This window comes from Kitasatospora sp. NPDC088134 (assembly GCF_044741705.1).
GTDB lineage: Bacteria > Actinomycetota > Actinomycetes > Streptomycetales > Streptomycetaceae > Kitasatospora.
On record NZ_JBIUTD010000002.1, the window covers coordinates 364,362 to 382,864 of the forward strand.

General features: G+C 73.8%; 14 protein-coding genes. 8 read left to right on the forward strand and 6 right to left on the reverse strand.

What is annotated here, in order from left to right; genetic code table 11:
• The first annotated feature begins 241 nt into the window (after window positions 1-241).
• Complete coding sequence (gene lon, locus ACIOHG_RS05205; RefSeq protein ID WP_400945453.1) at window positions 242-2,635, forward strand: endopeptidase La; 2,394 nt, start codon at window positions 242-244, stop codon at window positions 2,633-2,635.
• A gap of 88 nt (window positions 2,636-2,723) precedes the next feature.
• A complete protein-coding gene (locus ACIOHG_RS05210) occupies window positions 2,724-3,260 on the forward strand; it encodes a GtrA family protein (RefSeq protein WP_400945454.1) in 537 nt (178 codons plus the stop codon).
• Between the two features lie 36 nt (window positions 3,261-3,296).
• Here the strand turns inward: ACIOHG_RS05210 and ACIOHG_RS05215 are convergent, their stop codons facing one another.
• The gene (locus ACIOHG_RS05215; protein WP_400945456.1) at window positions 3,297-4,340 is read right to left on the reverse strand and encodes a DUF3533 domain-containing protein; all 1,044 of its coding nucleotides are present in this window, start codon (window positions 4,338-4,340) and stop codon (window positions 3,297-3,299) included.
• A 135-nt stretch (window positions 4,341-4,475) separates the two neighbouring features.
• Here ACIOHG_RS05215 and ACIOHG_RS05220 point away from each other — a divergent pair, with 135 nt between their 5' ends.
• Both ACIOHG_RS05220 and ACIOHG_RS05225 read left to right on the forward strand, forming a co-directional pair.
• Window positions 4,476-4,940 (forward strand): MarR family winged helix-turn-helix transcriptional regulator, encoded by a 465-nt coding sequence (locus ACIOHG_RS05220; protein ID WP_400945458.1) that lies wholly within the window; start codon window positions 4,476-4,478, stop codon window positions 4,938-4,940.
• Window positions 4,941-5,078: 138 nt separating this feature from the next.
• On the forward strand, window positions 5,079-6,653 hold the full coding sequence (locus ACIOHG_RS05225; RefSeq protein WP_400945460.1) for an MDR family MFS transporter: 1,575 nt from the start codon (window positions 5,079-5,081) through the stop codon (window positions 6,651-6,653).
• 83 nt (window positions 6,654-6,736) lie between these two features.
• On the opposite strand, the gene ACIOHG_RS05230 is transcribed toward ACIOHG_RS05225, so the two are convergent.
• Window positions 6,737-6,967 (reverse strand): hypothetical protein, encoded by a 231-nt coding sequence (locus ACIOHG_RS05230; protein ID WP_400945463.1) that lies wholly within the window; start codon window positions 6,965-6,967, stop codon window positions 6,737-6,739.
• Between the two features lie 13 nt (window positions 6,968-6,980).
• Window positions 6,981-8,144, reverse strand: coding sequence for an anion permease (locus ACIOHG_RS05235; protein WP_400945464.1), 1,164 nt, complete (start codon window positions 8,142-8,144; stop codon window positions 6,981-6,983).
• Between the two features lie 285 nt (window positions 8,145-8,429).
• Here ACIOHG_RS05235 and ACIOHG_RS05240 point away from each other — a divergent pair, with 285 nt between their 5' ends.
• Window positions 8,430-9,917 (forward strand): NlpC/P60 family protein, encoded by a 1,488-nt coding sequence (locus ACIOHG_RS05240; RefSeq protein ID WP_400945467.1) that lies wholly within the window; start codon window positions 8,430-8,432, stop codon window positions 9,915-9,917.
• Between the two features lie 91 nt (window positions 9,918-10,008).
• Here the strand turns inward: ACIOHG_RS05240 and ACIOHG_RS05245 are convergent, their stop codons facing one another.
• The 3 genes from ACIOHG_RS05245 to ACIOHG_RS05255 form a co-directional block, all read right to left on the reverse strand.
• The gene (locus ACIOHG_RS05245) at window positions 10,009-12,291 is read right to left on the reverse strand and encodes an FdhF/YdeP family oxidoreductase (RefSeq protein ID WP_400945469.1); all 2,283 of its coding nucleotides are present in this window, start codon (window positions 12,289-12,291) and stop codon (window positions 10,009-10,011) included.
• A gap of 126 nt (window positions 12,292-12,417) precedes the next feature.
• On the reverse strand, window positions 12,418-14,304 hold the full coding sequence (locus ACIOHG_RS05250; RefSeq protein ID WP_400945472.1) for an FAD/NAD(P)-binding protein: 1,887 nt from the start codon (window positions 14,302-14,304) through the stop codon (window positions 12,418-12,420).
• A gap of 5 nt (window positions 14,305-14,309) precedes the next feature.
• Window positions 14,310-15,317, reverse strand: a complete 1,008-nt coding sequence (locus tag ACIOHG_RS05255; protein ID WP_400945474.1) for an amino acid ABC transporter permease — start codon at window positions 15,315-15,317, stop codon at window positions 14,310-14,312.
• Between the two features lie 586 nt (window positions 15,318-15,903).
• Here ACIOHG_RS05255 and ACIOHG_RS05260 point away from each other — a divergent pair.
• The 3 genes from ACIOHG_RS05260 to ACIOHG_RS05270 are packed head-to-tail and all read left to right on the forward strand — an operon-like array spanning window position 15,904 to window position 18,499.
• On the forward strand, window positions 15,904-17,064 hold the full coding sequence (locus tag ACIOHG_RS05260) for an LLM class flavin-dependent oxidoreductase (RefSeq protein ID WP_400945477.1): 1,161 nt from the start codon (window positions 15,904-15,906) through the stop codon (window positions 17,062-17,064).
• Window positions 17,061-17,579 carry a GNAT family N-acetyltransferase gene (locus tag ACIOHG_RS05265; protein ID WP_400945480.1) on the forward strand — a complete coding sequence of 173 codons (519 nt, stop codon included), beginning with the start codon at window positions 17,061-17,063 and terminating at the stop codon, window positions 17,577-17,579. The genes ACIOHG_RS05260 and ACIOHG_RS05265 overlap by 4 nt, the downstream gene beginning before the upstream one ends.
• Window positions 17,576-18,499, forward strand: a complete 924-nt coding sequence (locus ACIOHG_RS05270) for an ABC transporter substrate-binding protein (RefSeq protein WP_400945482.1) — start codon at window positions 17,576-17,578, stop codon at window positions 18,497-18,499. Before ACIOHG_RS05265 ends, ACIOHG_RS05270 begins: the two co-directional genes overlap by 4 nt.
• Window positions 18,500-18,503: the final 4 nt, after the last annotated feature.

Consider the following 18,503-nt stretch of genomic DNA (forward strand, 5'->3'; position numbering starts at 1 on the left):
GCGGGGCGGGGGGGCCCCCCCCGGGGGGGGGGGGGGCCGCCCGGGGGGGGGCCCCCGGGGGGGCGCCCCCGCCCCCCCCCCCCCCCCGCCCCGCCCCCCCGCGCCCCCCCCGGCCCCCGCGGCTCCGGTGCGTTCCCAGCCGTTTCCCGGTGTTCTCCCAGAGTGAACGCGGGCCGGGGAACAATCCCCGCGCGCCGAACCTTAGTCAGGTCAACTCAACTTCACTGACTGGGGAGAGATCATGGCATCGACGTCCGTTCCGCTCACTCTGCCGGTGCTCCCGCTCGACGACGAGGTGGTGCTCCCCGGCATGGTGGTGCCGCTGGAGCTCTCCGACCCCGAGGTGCGGGCCGCCGTGGAGGCGGCCCGGGCGGGCAGCGGCGGCGGCAAGCCGCAGGTGCTGCTGGTGCCCCGGCTGGACGGCTCCTACGCGGCGGTCGGCGCGCTGGCGACGGTCGAGCAGGTCGGCCGGCTGGCCGACGGCGACCCGGCGGCGCTGGTCCGGGCCGTCCGACGGGTCCGGATCGGGGCCGGGACGACCGGCCCCGGCGCGGCGCTCTGGGTGGAGACCACGCCGTTCAAGGAGTCCGACCAGGGCCTGCCGGTGGCCGGCCGGGCCGCCGAGCTGGTCAAGGAGTACAAGGCGCTCTCCACCAAGTGGCTGCGCCGGCGCGGGGCCTGGCAGATCGTCGACCGGGTGGCCGCGATCGAGGACATCGGCGAGCTGGCCGACAACATCGGCTACGCGCCGTTCGCCACCGCCGAGCAGAAGCTCAAGGTGCTGCTGGAGGCCGACCGCCCGGCCCGGCTGGAGTACGCGCTCGGCCTGCTCCGCGACCACCTCGCCGAGGAGGAGGTCAACGACACCATCCGCAAGGACGTCGAGGAGGGCGTGGCCAAGCAGCAGAAGGAGTTCCTGCTGCGCCGCCAGCTGGAGGCCGTCCGCAAGGAGCTGGCCGAGCTGAACGGCGAGACGGGCACCGAGGAGGAGGACTACCGGGCGCGGGTGGAGGCCGCCGCGCTGCCGGAGAAGGTGCGCGAGGCGGCGCTCAAGGAGGTCGACAAGCTGGAGCGGTCCAGCGACCAGTCGCCCGAGGGCTCCTGGATCCGCACCTGGCTGGACACCGTCCTCGAACTGCCGTGGAACGAGCGCTCCGAGGACGCGTACGACATCGCCGCCGCCCGCGCCGTGCTGGACGCCGACCACACCGGGCTGGCGGACGTGAAGGACCGGATCGTCGAGTACCTGGCGGTGCGCAAGCGCCGGGCCGAGCAGGGGCTCGGGCAGATCGGCGGCCGGCGAGGGGGAGCGGTGCTGGCGCTGGTCGGGCCGCCCGGGGTGGGCAAGACCTCGCTGGGCGAGTCGGTGGCGAAGGCGATGGGCCGGTCCTTCGTCCGGGTCGCGCTGGGCGGCGTCCGGGACGAGGCGGAGATCCGCGGCCACCGGCGGACGTACGTCGGCTCGATCCCGGGCCGGATCGTCCGCGCGATCAAGGAGGCCGGGACGATGAACCCGGTGGTGCTGCTGGACGAGATCGACAAGGTCGGCTCGGACTACCGGGGCGACCCGGCGGCGGCGCTGCTGGAGGTGCTGGACCCGGCACAGAACCACACCTTCCGGGACCACTACCTGGAGGTCGAGCTCGACCTGTCCGACGTGGTCTTCCTGGCCACCGCCAACGTGCTGGAGTCGATTCCCGGCCCGCTGCTGGACCGGATGGACCTGGTCCGGCTGGACGGCTACACCGAGGACGAGAAGGTCGCCATCGCCCGCGACCACCTGCTGCCCCGGCAGCGCTCCCGGGCCGGGCTGACCGAGCGGGACCTCACGGTGGACGAGGCGGCACTGCGCAAGCTGGCCGCCGAGTACACCCGGGAGGCCGGGGTCCGGACGCTGGAGCGGTCGATCGAGCGCATCCTGCGCAAGGTCGCCGCGCAGACCGAGCTGGGCGAGCGCGAGCTGCCCGCCACCGTCGGCGCCGAGGACCTGCGGGCGCTGCTCGGGCGGCCGCACCACGTGCCGGAGTCCGCGCAGGAGCCGGCGGTGCGGCGCACCGCGGTCCCGGGCGTGGCGACGGCGCTGGCGGCGACCGGGGCCGGCGGCGACGTCCTCTACATCGAGGCCTCGCTGGCGGACGCCGAGACCGGCTCGACCGGGCTGACGCTGACCGGGCAGCTGGGCGACGTGATGAAGGAGTCGGCGCACATCGCGCTCTCCTACCTGCGCTCGCACGGCGCCGAGCTGGAGCTGCCGGTGACCGGCCTGCGCGAGCGGGGCATCCACCTGCACGTGCCGGCCGGCGCGGTGCCGAAGGACGGCCCGAGCGCGGGCATCACGATGACCACGGCGCTCGCCTCGCTGCTGTCCGGCCGCCAGGTGCGGGCCGAGGTGGCGATGACGGGTGAGGTTTCTCTCACCGGCCGGGTGCTGCCGATCGGCGGCGTGAAGCAGAAGCTGCTGGCCGCCGACCGGGCCGGGATCACCACCGTGATCCTGCCGAGCCGCAACGAGCCGGACCTCGACGACCTGCCCGCCGAGGTGCTGGGACGCCTGACGGTGCACCTGGTGTCGGACGTCCGCGAGGTGCTGCGGCTGGCCCTGGAACCGGCCGAGGTGCTGGTCGCGGCGGCCTGACCGGCGGATACCGAGCGAGGGGCCCCGGAGCGTTCGCGCTCCGAGGCCCCTGGTGGTTGCCGATCCGGGGACATGGGACACTTCCCGCATGCCGTCCCCTACACAGCGCGCGCTGGCCGTGGTCCCGGAGCGCTACCGCCCGTTCCTGGTCAAGCACCGCAAGCTGGTCAAGTTCCTCGTGGTCGGAGGAACGTGCTTCATCCTGACCATGCTGATCAACTTCGCTCTCAAGCTGACCGTCCTGCAGAGCAAGCCCGTGGTGGCGCTCACCATCGCCACGGTGGTCACCACGGTCGTCTCGTACGTGCTCAACCGCCAGTGGTCGTTCCGCGCGGCCGGCCGCAAGCGGGAGGCCGCGGGCTTCTTCGTGGTCAGCGCCCTGGCGATCGGCGTGAACGACCTCCCGCTGGTGGCCTCCCGGTACCTGTTCGACCTCCGCGAGCCGGATGTCACGCACTTCGCCCAGGAGGTCGCGGACTTCTTCAGCGGCATGATCATCGGCACTCTGCTGGCGATGGCCTTCCGCTTCTGGGCGATGAACCGCTTCGTGTTCACCCAGTTCTCCGACCGGGTGGCCGGTGAGCAGCGGGACCAGGAGCCGGGGCTGGAGCCCGAGCGGGTCTGACCCCCCGCCCCCGGTCCGCGCCTCACCGCTCAGCCGTCACGTCCCGGAGGGGACGGGGCGGCCGAGTCGCGTTTTCCGGGCCACCGCGGCGAAGGTGACCGCGACGCCGATCACCGACCAGACCAGCAGGACCAGGATCGGGCCCAGCAGGTGGGTGGAGCCCAGGTAGGCGATCGAGCGGGCGGCCGAGGTGCCCGCGCCGTTCGGGATCCACTCGCCGATCGCCCGCCAGAACGCGGGCAGCATCGGCGCCGGGTAGACGCCGCCCGCGCTGGGGTTGCCCAGCACCACGAAGACCAGCACCGCCAGGCCGATGCCGACCACGCCGAACAGGCACTGCATCGCCATCGTGACGGCGCCGACCGAGAACACCACCAGCGCGCCGATGCCGGTGAGGGCGGCGATCGAGCCGGGCAGCGCGTCCAGGACGGGGCCGGCGATCACCGCGCCGCCCAGGCCGGCCGCGACCGAGTACAGCGCGAGCGTGCCGAGCCGGAGCAGCGCCCGGCGGGTGTCGGCGGGCCGGGAGCCGGCGCTGATGCCGAGGATCGAGGCGACCAGGTAGCCGCCGACGCACCAGCCGACCACCAGGTAGAAGGAGGACAGGCCCTTGGCGTCCCCGGACGCCAGCGGGACCACGTCGTCCACCACGACGGTGCGCTGCTGGGAGGCGGCCAGCTTGGTGACGACGGCCTCGGCCGCGGCGGAGGCGGCCGGGCCGCGGGCCTCGGCGACCAGCAGCCGGTCCTGGGTGCCGGACGGGTCGACCACCCAGGCCGCGTAGATCTTCTGGTCCTTGATCCGGGCCTCGGCGGTGGCCGCGTCCGGCGCCGTGGAGGCGCGCACCGCGTCGTTCGGGACGGCGTCCAGCGCGCCGACCAGCTTCGGGGCGACCTCGGGCGGGGCGACCACCGCGATGGACAGGTCGTGCGGCTTGGGCTGGTGCAGGGCGCCCACGTACGAGGTGATGAAGCCCAGTTGCAGCAGCAGGACGGCGACGACCAGGAGGAAGGCGCGTGGTGTCACCGCGTCCTTCAGCTCGTCGGCGAATCCCTTCCGCGGCTCTGCCGTGGTGGCCATGGTGGGGCGTCTCCCTCGTGGGTCCGGGCACGGCCCGCGGTGGCGGGCCAATGCGGTGATAAGTGCGAAAACGGAAACTTCATATCATGAAACAGTTGCCGCGCGGGGGAGGCGCGCTGCGCGATACTGAGCGCCATGGACGACCCCGTGGGCGAGCGGAACGCCACCGAACCGGCCTTCCTCGCGGTCGAGCGCGAGGTGGCGACGCTGTTCCGGCGCAGTCGGGCCCGGGCGGCGGAGGTCTCCCGGCTGGTCCACCCCGAGCTGGAGGCCGGGGCCTACGTGCTGCTGGCGTTCATCCGGGAGGCCGGGCGGGCCCGGGTGACCGACGTCGGGCTGCACTTCGGGGTGGGCAAGGCGACGGTGAGCCGGCAGATCCGGGCGATCGAGGAGCTGGGGCTGCTGCAGCGGGAGACCGACCCGCTGGACCGGCGGGCCTCGCTGGTGTCGTTGACCGAGGAGGGCGAGCGCCGGTTCGCGGCCGCCCGGGCGGTGCGGATGGGGCGGTTCCGGGCCTCGCTGGCGGGCTGGGAGCTCGCCGAGCTGGAGCAGTTCGCCCGGCTGCTGGAGCGGTTCAACGAGCTGACCGAGGGCGTCTGAGCGGCGGGCCGGGCGGGCGCGGGCGGGTGCGGGGGAGTTCCTTTACCTGGGCTTGAAGAAGGTTGCCTTAGTCAACTATCGGCGTATAGTTGCCCGAGGCAACGAATTTTCGCTCGAAGGACCAGTCGAAGGAACCGCATGTCGACGCCCGTACCCGCACCGCCCCAGGACCGGATGTCCCACCGCCAAGTGCTCGAAGCCCTGTCGGGACTGCTGCTCGGCCTGTTCGTGGCCGTGCTCTCCTCGACGGTCGTCTCCAACGCGCTCCCGCGCATCCTCACCGACCTGCACGGCGGCGAGTCCGCCTACACCTGGATCGTCACCGCCGCGCTGCTCTCGATCACCGCCGCCACCCCGCTCTGGGGCAAGCTCTCCGACCTGGTCAGCAAGAAGCTGCTGGTGCAGATCGCCATGGTGATCTACGTGCTCTCCTCGGCGCTGGCCGGCCTGTCGCAGAGCATCGGCATGCTGATCTTCTGCCGGGTGCTGCAGGGCATCGGCGCCGGCGGTGTGATCGCGCTCGGCCAGATCTGCCTGGCCGCGATGGTCCCGCCGCGCGAACGCGGCCGGTACAGCGGCTACTTCGGCGCCGTCTTCGCGCTCGCCACCATCGGCGGCCCGCTGATCGGCGGCGTCATCGTGGACACCTCCTGGCTCGGCTGGCGCTGGTGCTTCTACGTCGGCGTCCCGTTCGCGCTGGTCGCCATCCTGGTGCTGCAGCGCACCCTCAAGCTGCCCGAGGCCCCCGTCCGCAAGCCGAAGATCGACTACCTCGGCGCCACCCTGATCACCGCCTCGGTCAGCCTGCTGATGATCTGGATCTCGCTGGCCGGCAAGAACTACGACTGGATCTCCTGGCAGACCGCCGCCATGGTGCTCGGCGGCCTCGCGCTGGCCGGCCTGTTCGTCGCCGTCGAGAAGCGCGCCGCCGAACCGCTGATCCCGCTCGACCTGTTCCGGCACCGCACCGTCACGCTCGCCGCGGTGGCCTCCGCCTTCGTCGGCGTCGGCATGTACGGCACCACCACCTTCCTCGGCCAGTACTTCCAGCTCGCCAAGGAGAAGACCCCCACCCAGGCCGGCCTGCTCACCCTGCCGATGATCCTCGGCCTGGCCGTCTCCTCCACCGTGGCCGGCAAGCTGATCACCAAGTACGGCAAGTGGAAGGGCTACCTGGTCGGCGGCACCGCGCTGCTCGCGGTCGGCCTCGGCCTGCTGGGCACCGCCCGCGCCGACAGCTCGTACGGGCTGCTCGCGCTCTACATGGCGGTGGCCGGCGTCGGCCTCGGCCTGACCAGCCAGAACCTGGTGCTGGCGGTGCAGAACACCGTCCCGCGCCACGAGCTCGGCGCGGCCAGCTCCACCGTCACCTTCTTCCGCACCATGGGCGGCGCGATGGGCGTCTCCGCGCTCGGCGCGCTGCTCGGCCACAAGGTCGCCTCCTACACCGCCGAGAACTTCGCCAAGGCCGGTCTGCCCGCCGCCGGGTCGGGCGGCGACGGCATCCCCGACCTGAAGAAGCTGCCCGCGCAGGTCGTCCCGCTGATCACCGACGCGTTCGGGCACGGCGTCGGCACCGTCTTCCTGATCGCCGCCCCGTTCGCGGCGGTGGGCTTCCTGCTGGTGCTGTTCATCCGCGAGGTGCCGCTGCGCACCGCGCAGGACGCGCCCGTCGCCCCGGCGGAGGGGAAGGCCCCGGCGGCAGTCCGATAGTCCGGGTCGGTCCGGTAACTCCCGGGACGACGAGCAGGCCCCCGCCGTATCGGCGGGGGCCTGCTGCGTGCGTGTTGGGGGTGCTACTTCGAGGCGATCAGCGAGATGCCGTACAGCACCGCCGCCGCGCAGCCCGCGAAGCAGACGCCCGCGGCGACCAGGGCGGGGACGCCCTTGCTGCCGGTGCCCGCCGCCAGGGCGGCCTCCCGGCGGGAGAGGGCGAGGTTGCCCAGGGCGAAGACGACCACCACCGCGAGGGTGACGAGCAGGCTGACGCCCGCGGTCTCGGCCAGTGCGGCCCACTTGATGTTCATGGCTGACGTCCTCTCAGGCCGCGACGGTGGTGGCGGGGGCGGTCGGGGCGGTCGTGACCGGGACCTCGACCTGGGTGGGCTGGTTGACGTTGTCCGCGTGCACCGGCTGGCGGCGGGAGATCACCCACATCGAGCCCGCGCCCAGCACCAGGGCCAGGCCGACCAGCGCCACGCCCCAGTCGCCCTTGTCGGCGACGAACGCGGCCGCGCCGGAGACCACCGCGGCGGCCGGCAGGGTCAGGCCCCAGGTGTAGACCATGCGGCGGACCATGCCCCAGCGCAGCTTGCCGGACGGGCCGCCGAGGCCCGCGCCCATGATGCCGCCGGAGCAGACCTGGGTGGTGGACAGGCCGTAGCCCATGTGCGAGGAGGTCAGGATCACGGTCGCGGCCGCGGTCTCCGAGGCGAAGCCCTGCGGCGGCCGGATGTCGGCCAGGCCCGAGCCCATCGAGCGGATGATCCGCCAGCCGCCCATGTAGGTGCCCAGTGCGATCGCCAGACCGGCGCTGATGATCACCCAGGTCGGCGGGCCGTCGCCCTTGTGCAGCTGGCCGGCCGAGATCAGGGTGAGCGTGATGATGCCCATCGTCTTCTGGGCGTCATTGGTGCCGTGCGCAAGCGAGATCAGCGAGGAGGAGAAGATCTGCCCCCGGCGGAAGCCCTTCTCGGTGCTCGCCTTCGGCGCGCCGCCGGTGATCAGGTAGGCCAGCTTGGTCGCGCCCCAGGAGGCCAGGCCCGCGATGATCGGCGAGGCCACCGCCGGGATCAGGATCTTCGAGACCACGGTGGTGAAGTTGACGCCGTGCATCCCGACGCCGACCACGGTGGCGCCGATCAGTCCGCCGTACAGCGCGTGCGAGGAGGACGAGGGCAGGCCCTTGAGCCAGGTCAGCAGGTTCCACAGGATCGCGCCGACCAGGGCGGCGAAGATGATCGAGGGCTGCAGCCCGGCCTTCTCGTTGACCAGGCCGCCCGAGATGGTGGTGGCGACCTTGACCGAGAGGAAGGCGCCGCCGAAGTTCAGCACCGCCGCGATCGCCACGGCGACCTTGGGCTTGAGCGCGCCGGTGGCGATGGAGGTGGCCATCGCGTTGGCGGTGTCGTGGAAGCCGTTCGTGAAGTCGAAGGCGAGCGCCGTGATGATCACAACGGCCACCAGGAACGTGATGTGTTCCATACCCAAACAATCGTCGAAGTGGTCGGACTGACGTTGCTGTCCTCGGCGACGGTAGGAAGCCTCGGTGAACGGGAGGTTAACTCGACACGGAGTCGCGGTTCCGTTCATGGCGCGCGCGTTGCCGGAGCGTTGATTCTGCGTGGCCGCGGGGTCCCGGATGAGAGCGGTGTCACACCCCCGACCGATGAGAATTCACCGGGCAGCCGGTCAAGCACCTGCCGCGGAGGCCCCCTGCCGTGGCAGGATCAACCGATCGCCGACGGACAATCAGGGGAGGGCCGGTCGATGGGGGCTGGGCAGCGCACGGAGTCGACCGGGCTGCGGCCGTGGGTGCGCGCCGCGCTGCGCTGCGGAGCGGTGCTCGCCGCGGCCGCGCTCACCCTGCCGTTCGCCACCGCCGCGTACGCGGCCCCCGAACCGGGCGCGCTGATCGGCGTCTCCGCCGGGGCCGACCCGCTGGCCGACGCCAAGCGCACCCTCGGGCCGCTGCTCAAGCAGGTGCACGACCTGTACCAGCAGGCCGAGGCCGCCACCGAGCAGTACAACGGCACCGTCGCCCGGCTCGCCGAGCAGCAGGCCACCGTCCAGGACCTCAACGCCCGCGCCGACCGGCAGCAGGACGCCGTCGAGACCGGCGGCAACCTGGCCGCGCAGCTCGCCGCCGCGCAGTACCGCAACAACCAGATCTCCGGCTACGCCGACCTGCTGCTGGCCGAGGACCCCTACGAGGCCGTCGTCATCGCCCAGTTGCTGGACTCCGCCGGGCGCTCGCAGAAGGCGTTCCTGGACCGGCTGAAGGCCGACCGCGACACCCTCGCCGCGCTCCGGCTGGCCGCGCAGCAGGCCGTCGACGAGTCGAAGGCGCTGGCCGCGCAGCAGGAGACCGCGAAGAACGACGTCGCGAAGAAGCTCCAGGAGGTCGAGCAGCTGGTCGGCTCGCTGACCGGCGCCCAGCGCGGCGAGCTGGAGGAGCTGGAGAAGGCCGAGGCCAACGAGGCCCAGCTCGCCCTCCTCGCCTCCGGCGCGCTCGGCAAGGGCGAGCGCACCCCCTCCGTGCAGGGCCGCAAGGCCGTCGCCTGGGCGCTCCAGCAGCTCGGCAAGGACTACGTCTGGGGCGGCGCCGGGCCGGACGTCTTCGACTGCTCCGGCCTCACCTCGCAGGCCTGGCTGCACGCCGGGCGGGCCATTCCGCGCACCAGCCAGGAGCAGTGGGCCCAGCTCAAGCACGTCCCGCTGAACCAGCTCCGGCCCGGCGACCTGATCGTCTACTACGCCGGCGCGACCCACATCGGGATGTACATCGGCGGCGGCCTCATCGTGCAGGCGCCGCGCACCGGCGACGTGGTGAAGGTGTCGCAGATCGGGGCCATGCCGATCCTGGGCGCGGTGCGCCCGGACGGGGACGACGCGGCGGACGACGCGGGCGGCGCGTGGAAGGTGCCGGACGTGCAGGTCGGCGCGGTGCGGATCGCGCCGGCGAAGCCCTCCACACTGCCGACGCCTCCGGCGCCGGCTCCGAGCACGCCGGCTCCGAGCACGCCCAGCACGCCGGGGACGCCTGCGCCGAGCACGCCCGCGCCCTCGACGCCCGGGACGACGGAGCCGAGTGCGCCCGGGCCGAGCACGCCCGCGCCCTCGACGCCGGGGACGACGGAGCCCAGTGGTTCGGGGACGCCTTCGACCACGGGGACGCCGTCCGGCTCCGGGACGCCTTCGGGGGCGGGGTCGGCGAGTGCGGTGGGCTCCAAGGTGCCGTCGCCGTCCGGGAGTTAGCGGGGGCGGGGCGGAGGGCGGCCCGAAACGGGGTCGGCCCTCCGTGCCCGGTCGGCCGCCTGCGCGGTCGGCGCCGCCGTTCCCCGGGCCCCTAGTGGGGCGTCTGCGGTTCCAGGCGGACGACGACGGCCTTGGAGGTGGGGGTGTTGCTGATGTCGGCGGTGGAGTCGAGCGGCACCAGGACGTTCGTCTCGGGGTAGTAGGCGGCGGCGCCGCCGCGGGCGACGGGGTAGTGGACGACGCGGAAGCGGGGGGCGCGGCGTTCGGTGCCGTCGGTCCATTCGCCGACCAGGTCGACGTACTGGCCGTCGGTGAGGCCGAGTTCGGTGGCGTCGGCGGGGTTGACCAGGACGACGCGGCGGCCGCCGGTGATGCCGCGGTAGCGGTCGTCCAGGCCGTAGACGGTGGTGTTGTACTGGTCGTGCGAGCGGAGGGTCTGCAGCAGCAGGCGGCCGGGCGGGACCTCGGGGGCGGTCAGCGGGTTGACGGTGAAGTTGGCCTTGCCGGTGGCGGTGGGGAAGGTCCGGCTGTCGCGCGGGGCGTGCGGGAGGGCGAAGCCGCCGGGGCGGCGGACCCGGGTGTTGTAGTCCTCGAAGCCCGGGACGACGCGGGCGATGCGGTCGCGGATACGGTCGTAGTCGAGGGCGAAGTCCTCCCAGGGGGTGGGGTCCTGGGGGCCGAGGGTGGCGCGGGCCAGCCGGGCCACGACGGCGACCTCGGAGAGCAGGTCGGGGGCGGGCGGGCGGAGGCCGCCGCGGGAGGAGTGGACCATGCCCATCGAGTCCTCGACGCTGACGAACTGCGCCCCGGCGGCCGTCACGTCGCGGTCGGTGCGGCCGAGGGTGGGCAGGATCAGGGCGCGGGCGCCGGTGACCAGGTGCGAGCGGTTGAGCTTGGTGGAGACGTGCACGGTGAGGCGGCAGTTGCGCATCGCGGCCTCGGTGGCGGCGGTGTCGGGGCTCGCGGAGACGAAGTTGCCGCCCATCGCGAAGAACACCTCGACCCGGCCGTCGCGCATGGCCCGGATGGTGTCCACGGTGTCGTGGCCGTGCGCGCGCGGGGGTTCGAAGGCGAACTCCTCGCCGAGGGCGTCCAGGAAGGCGGCGGTGGGGCGTTCGAAGATGCCCATGGTGCGGTCGCCCTGGACGTTGCTGTGGCCGCGGACGGGGCAGACGCCGGCGCCCGGGCGGCCCACGTTGCCGCGCAGCAGCAGGAAGTTGACCACCTCGCGGATGGTGGGGACGGAGTGCTTGTGCTGGGTGAGGCCCATCGCCCAGCAGACGATGATCTTCGGTGCGGCGAGCACCAGGCGGTGCAGCTCCTCGATCTGCTCCCAGGGCAGGCCGGTGGCGCGCAGCACCGCGTCCCGGTCGAGTTCGGCGGCCTGGGCGGCGAACTCGTCGTAGCCGGCGCAGTGTTCGGCGACGAACGCCTCGTCGACGGCGTCCGGGGTGCTGAGCAGCAGGTGGTTGAGGGCGCGGAACAGGGCGAGGTCGCCGCCGAGCCGGATCTGCAGGAAGAGGTCGGTGAGCTTGGTGCCGCCGCCGACCAGGCCGCGCGCGGTCTGCGGGTTCTTGAAGCGCTCCAGCCCGGCCTCGGGCAGCGGGTTGACGCTGACGATCTTCGCGCCGGCCCGCTTGGCGCGCTCCAGGGCGGAGAGCATCCTGGGGTGGTTGGTGCCCGGGTTCTGGCCCGCCACGATGATCAGGTCGGCCTGGTACAGGTCCTTGAGCGAGACGCTGCCCTTGCCGACGCCCAGGGTCTCGGTGAGCGCCGACCCCGAGGACTCGTGGCACATGTTGGAGCAGTCCGGCAGGTTGTTGGTGCCGAGCTTGCGGGCGAACAGCTGGTAGGCGAAGGCGGCCTCGTTGGAGGTGCGGCCCGAGGTGTAGAAGGCGGCCCCGTCCGGGGAGTCGAGCGCGGTCAGCTCCTCGGCGATCAGCGCGAAGGCGTCGTCCCAGCCGATCGGGGTGTAGTGGGTGGCGCCCGCGTCGAGCAGCATCGGGGTGGTGAGGCGGCCCTGCTGGCCGAGCCAGTAGCCGGAGCGCTCGGCGAGTTCGGCGACCGGGTGCGCGGCGAAGAAGGCCGGGGTGATCCGGCGCTCGGTGGCCTCCTCGGCGACCGCCTTGGCGCCGTTCTCGCAGAACTCGGCGAGGTGCGGCTTGTCCGGCTCGGGCCAGGCGCAGCCGGGGCAGTCGAAGCCGCCGGGCTGGTTGACCTTGCGCAGGGTGGACAGCACCCGGCCCGGCGACATCTGCTCGGCGGCCATCCGCAGGGTGTGCCCGATCGCGGGCAGGCCGGCGGCGGCGTGGGCCGGCGGGGCGACGTGCGGCGCGTCCTGGGCGGGGTCGCGGTGCGGGGGCTGCTTGGCCATGGCGGGCTCTCCGGAGGGCTCGGGGTGCTTGGAGCGTATCCGGTGCGGGCGGGGGCGTCGTACGGCGGCGTCCCGGCCGGTCCGGGGCGGGACCGGCCGGTGGCGGCGGGGCGGCGGGGGTGCGGGTCAGACCTCCTTCTGAAGCTCCGTCAGGAGCCGCCGGGCGACGGCGTCGTTCTGCCGGAAGGCCGGGGCGTCGGTGCGCGGCCGGGCGAAGGCGGCGGGGGCGCGGGTGGTGGTGGGTGCGCCGAGGGCGGTGCGCCGGGGGTGCGGGAGGTCGCCGAGGGCGGGGTCGAGGACGCGGGCGTCGGGGTCGGTGCGGAGCAGGCCGGAGTGGTAGCGGTGGCCGTCGGGGTCGGTGAGGCGCTCCTCGGCGATCCGGCCGTCGCGCAGCAGTTGGCGCAGCAGCGGGTCGGCGGTGCGGTCGAGGACGTGCCGGGGGAGGAAGGCGTCGACCAGGGCGGTGCCGTGCACCTGGTGGCCGGGCAGGGCGGGGGAGGAGGCGCGGAAGGTGCCGTGCTCCTCGTCGAGTTCGACCCGGGTGTCGGGGCCGAGGAAGTGCAGCAGCCCGGCCTCGGAGAGGGCGAGCAGCTGTTCGAGCCGGAAGCCGGGCGGGCCGGAGGCGTAGAACGAGAAGAAGCCGGTCCACCAGCCGTCGAGTTCGGCGGCGGTGGAGCGGGCGGTGAGCGGGCGTCCGGGGAGCAGCCGGGCCAGCTGGCCGTAGAGCGAGAGCAGGGCGAAGAAGGCGCCGAGGTCGGCGCTGTGCCGCAGGTCGGAGCGGCGGGCCAGGTCGGCGCGCAGGTGGGCGTGCAGGTGCCGGCGCAGTTCCTCGGGGCTGCCGACCCGGAGACCGGCCAGCGGGCGGTCGAGGCGTTCCAGGTCGAGCCGGTCCACCGGGTCGGGGACGGCGGCGGCGACCAGCTCCGCGCGTTCGGGGCTGTACCAGTCGTGCCGGTCGTAGTCGGCCAGGAACTCGGCCCAGGGCAGCGCGGTGCGTTCGGGGTGGCCGTGGAAGAGCTCGTGGTAGTAGCCGTAGCCGATCTCCTTGGCCATCGCGGGCCACAGGTCGCGGCGGAACTCCAGCGGCCCGTCCGGGAGTTCGAGCTCGGGCCCGAAGTAGCGGGGGAGTGCCGGGGGCGGGCCCTGGAGCCGGTAGCCGGTCTTGGCGTGGTACGGGACGCCGCGTCGGGAGCCGGCGTGCAGCACGGGTTCGCGGCCGGAGGGGTGGTAGCGCAGGCCGCCGCCGGGCAGCGGGGTGAAGCGGCCGCCGCGGCCCTCGGTGAGCATGGCGACCAGGTCGACGAAGGCCAGGCCGAGGCCGCGGACCAGCACGTGCTCGCCGGGGGCGAGGCCGGACAGGTCGGAGTCGGCGGTGAAGGCGGGCGGCAGGTAGCTGCGGCCGTGCCGGGCGGCGAAGGCCCGGGCCTCGGCGGTCTCGGGGCCGGGGGCGGAGTCGAGGTGGCCGAGGGCGAGCACCACCCGGTCGGCGAGCAGCACGGTGTCGGCGAGGTGGACGCGCTGCGGCCCGTCCGGGTCGCCGGTGATCCGGACGGCGATGTCCTGGTGGACGAACAGCCTTATGTTGTCCGGGAGTTCGCCGGTCGAGCGGTGGAACACCCAGTCCAGGTAGGCGCTCTGGGCGCGCCGGGTGGGGAAGTCGGTGGGTGCCAGGGTGCGCAGCTCGCGGTCGACCTCGGGGTCGTCCACCGGCAGCAGCGGCGGGAAGGCGGCCGGGTCGGCGGCCCACTCGGCGAGCGAGGGGCCGGGGCGGACCGGGCCGTCCATGGTGGTGCGCTCGTCGGTGAACATAGTGACGTCCTCGGCCATCGAGTTCATCCGCAGCAGCGGGGACTGCTCGTGCCGCCAGATCCGCCCGCCGCCGGGCGGGTGCGGGTCGACCAGGTGGACGTCCAACTCGACGCCGGGGGCGAGCAGTTCGGGGGCGTTGGCGGCGATCCGCTCCAGCAGGCCGGTGCCGCGCGGCCCGGCCCCGACCACGACCAGGACGGGCATCGCCGTCACCGCCCGGTCGCGGTGCGGACGGCGGCCCGGGCGCGCTGCCAGGGGGTGGGCGGCAGGCCGTCCCGGCCGGCGCCGCGGGCGAAGCGCCGCTCCAGGTAGTACTGGCCGACCGAGAGCAGGCTGGTCACCGCCACGTACCAGAGGGTGGCGACGGTCAGCAGCGGGATCACCTGATACGTCTGGTTGTAGATCAACTGGGCCGAGAACAGCAGGTCGTGGACGGCCAGCACGCTGATCACCGAGGTGCCCTTGAGGGTGCCGATCAGCATGTTCCCGGCGGGCGGCAGGATGGTCCGCATGGCCTGCGGCAGCACGATCCGGCGCAGCACCCGGCCGCGGCCGAGGCCGAGCGAGGCGGCGGCCTCCAACTGGCCCTGGTCGACCGAGAGGACGCCGGAGCGGACCACCTCGGCGGCGAACGCGGCCTCGTGCAGGGTCAGGCCGATGACGGCGGTGAGCGCCGGGCCGAGCAGGTTGACGGTCTTCAGCTCGAACAGCTCGCCGCCGAACGGCAGGCTCAGCGAGAGGGTCGGCCAGAGCGCCCCGATGTTGAACCAGAACAGCAGCTGGACCAGCAGCGGGGTGGCCCGGAAGATCCAGACGAATCCCCAACTCAGGCTCTGCAGCACCGGGTTGCCGGAGAGCCTGGCCACCGCGAGGGCGGTGCCGAGCAGGAAGCCGAGGGCCGTCACCGCGCCGGTCATCCAGAGCGTCAGCAGCAGGCCGCGCAGGATCGAGGCGGAGGTCAGGTACTGGCCGACCACCGTCCACTCGAAGGCCGGGTTCCCGGCCAGCGCGCGCAGCAGCAGCACGGCGGCGAGCAGCGCCAGGCCGCCGCTGACGTACCGCCCGGGGCGGCGGCGCGGCACGATCGGCAGCGCGGCCAGGGCGCGGGCGGTCGGCGGGGCGGCCGGTGCGGTGGGCGGTGCGCCGGTCGCGGGTGGGGCGTCGGCGGTCTTCGGCGCGGGCAGGACGCCGGAGGACGGGACGGCGGGCGAGGCCATTGAGGGCTCCATGGGGCGGCGGGGCAGGCGGTGGCCGCATGCCGTCACTCACGCGCGCCGCGTCCCTCAACGCGGCTGGGTCCGAAGGCTGTTGGGGCCCGGACCCGGGCAGTACTCGCTCCGCTCCGATCGTACGCGGGCGCGAGCGGCGGGTGTCAAGGACGCCGGTGTGACGTCGGTGTTTCGTCCTGCGGGCAGAGGTTGACGGAGCCTCGGCGGCACTGTTCAACTGTTCGACATGACAGCCGAGCAGCCCGCCCTTGTGACGCGCGGCCACATCGACTTCGGTCGGGTGTGGTCCGCAGCGTGTTGCGGCTGACCCGGCAGCGGGCCGCCTGACCGGCCCTTTCCTCCCCCGGGAGCCCTCCCTCGGCCGTCCCGTCGGGGGCCGGAAGCCGCCTGTCCGGGCGGCCGAACAGGCCCACGCTGCCGCCTCTTCCACCGTTCCAGCTCCGCTCCCGCCGGCGCCCCGTCACGCGCCGCCCGCCGGTCCGCCACCGGCCGTTCCGCCGTACCCGTCACCGCGCCGAGGGCCGCCTCCGCCTGCCCCGGCGCGGCCCCCACCCCGACCCGAAGAGGCCCCGTCATGCCCGTCGAGTTCCTCGGCATCGCCGCCACCGCGGACGGCTCCGAGACCACCGCCCGCACCACCCACGCCTTCGACCGCGAGCACACGCTCCGGCTGGCCCGCGCCCACGAGGACCACGGCTGGGACCGGGTGCTGTTCGCCTACGGCGCCGGCTCGCCCGAACCCGCCTCCGCCGCCGCCTACTTGGCCGCCAAGCTGGACACGCTGCAGATCCTGCTGGCGCACCGTCCGAACGTCTCGCACCCGACCTTCGCCGCCCAGACCTTCGCCACCCTGGACCGGATCAGCGACGGCCGGCTCACCGTGCACTTCATCACCGGCGGCAACGACCACGAGCAGCGCCGCGAGGGCGACTACCTCCCCAAGGACCGCCGCTACGACCGCACCCGGGAGTACATCGGCATCGTCAAGCGGGCCTGGACCAGCCGCGAACCCTTCGACCACCAGGGCGAGTTCTACCGCTTCGAGGACTACATCGCGGACGTCTTCCCGGTCCAGCAGCCCCGCCCGGACGTCTCCTTCGGCGGCTCCTCGCCCGCCGCCTTCGCGGCCGGCGGCGCCGAGGCCGACATCTACGCGCTCTGGGGCGAACCGCTGGCCCGCACCGCCGAGCAGATCGAACTGGTCAAGGCCGCCGCGAAGGCCGCCGGACGCACCGACACCCCGCGCATCCAGGTCGCCTTCCGCCCGATCATCGCGCCCACCGAGGAACTGGCCTGGGAGAAGGCGCACCGCACGGTCGCCGCGATCAGGGCCCGCCGGGAGTCCGGCGACTCGGCGCGCCGCCGGCCGGCCGGCACCGGGCCGGAGAACGCGGGCTCGCAGCGGCTGCTGGAGATCGCCGAGGCCGGGGAGCGCTACGACCGCGCGCTGTGGACCCCGACCGCCGCCGCCACCGGCGGGGCCGGCAACTCGAACGCGCTGGTCGGCACCCCCGAGACGGTCGCCCAGGCCCTGCTCGACTACTACGACCTGGGCGTGGAGATCCTCTCCGCCCGCGGCTACGACCACGTCGGCGACGCCATCGACTTCGGCCGGCACGTCATCCCGATCGTCCGGGAGGAGGTCGCCAAGCGCGACGCCGCCAAGGCCGCCGAGGCCGCCGAGGCCGCCGAGGCCGCCGAGGCCGCCGAGGCCGCCGGGGCAGCGGCGGCATGAGTGCCCTGACCGTCGAGCGGGCCGTCCTCGGCGACCCCCTCACCCAGCCGCTGATCCGCGAGCTGACCCACGAGTACGTCACCCGCTACGGCCCCGGCGGCCACGAGGAGATGGCCCGCTACGGCGCCGAGGAGTTCGCGCCGCCGGAGGGCGTGCTGCTCCTGCTGCTGCGCGACGGCGAACCCGTCGCGGGCGGCGCCTACCGCCGCCACGAGGATCCGGCCACCGCCGAGGTCAAGCGGATGTGGACCGCCGCCGGCCACCGCCGGCAGGGCCTGGGCCGCCGGGTGCTGGCCGAACTGGAGGCCGCCGCCCGGGAGGCCGGCTACCGGCGGATCTTCCTCACCACCGGCCCGCGCCAGCCCGAGGCCAAGGGCCTCTACCTGGCGGCTGGCTACACCCCCCTGTTCGACCTCGACGCGGCCCCGGAGGAGTTCCGGCCGCTGCCGTTCGAGAAGCACCTGCTCACCACTGGCACGGCCGCCCCACCGGCCGGAAAGGCACCGACCCGATGAAGCGTCACCTCCCCGTCGCCCTGGCCGCCGCCGCCGTCCTGGCGCTGGCCGGCTGCGGCTCCGACCCGGCCGCCGGGGCCAAGGCCGCGCCGGTCGGCGTCCAGCCGGACCAGGACGTGCTGTCGGGGGTGCAGAAGAACGAGGCGGCGGCCGCGCTGCTGCCCGCCGAGGTCCGCGCGGCGGGCAGCGTCAAGCTCGGCGGCGCGGTCGGCACCCCGCCCGGCGCGTACTACCCCGAGGGCAAGCACGAACTCAGCGGGCTGGACGTCGACCTGGTCAACGCCGTGGCCAAGGTGCTCGGCATCACCGTGCAGCGCGAGGACGCCGCGTTCGAGACCATCCTGCCCGCGCTCGGCAGCGGCAAGTACGACGTCGGCACCGGCAACTTCGGCGTCACCACCGCCCGGCTGAAGACCATCGACTTCGTCACCTACATCGACGACGGCCAGGGCTTCGCGGTCCGCGCGGACGACAAGACGCTGAACACCGTCACCGACCTCACCCAGCTCTGCGGCCTGACCGTCGGCACCGGCGCCGGCACCACCTTCGAGGCCACCCTGAACGCCAAGAAGGACGTCTGCGCGCAGGCCGGCAAGAAGCCGTACGAGGTGAAGGTGTTCGCCGACAACGGCGCCGTGATCACCGGCCTCCAGCAGGGCCGGCTGGACGTGGTGATGTCCACCATCAACGGCCTGCGCTACCAGGCCGCCCAGCCGAGCGCGAAGACCCGGTTCGTCGGCGAGTTCCACCGGCTCGACGTGGGTTTCGCGTTCAAGAAGGGCTCCGCGCTCACCCCCGCCTTCCAGGCCGCCGTCAACCAGCTGATCAAGGACGGCAGTTACCGCAAGATCCTGGCCAAGTGGGGCACCGCCGACTCGGCGATCGCCGAGTCCCTGATCAGCCCGCCCGAGCACCCCTGAGCCG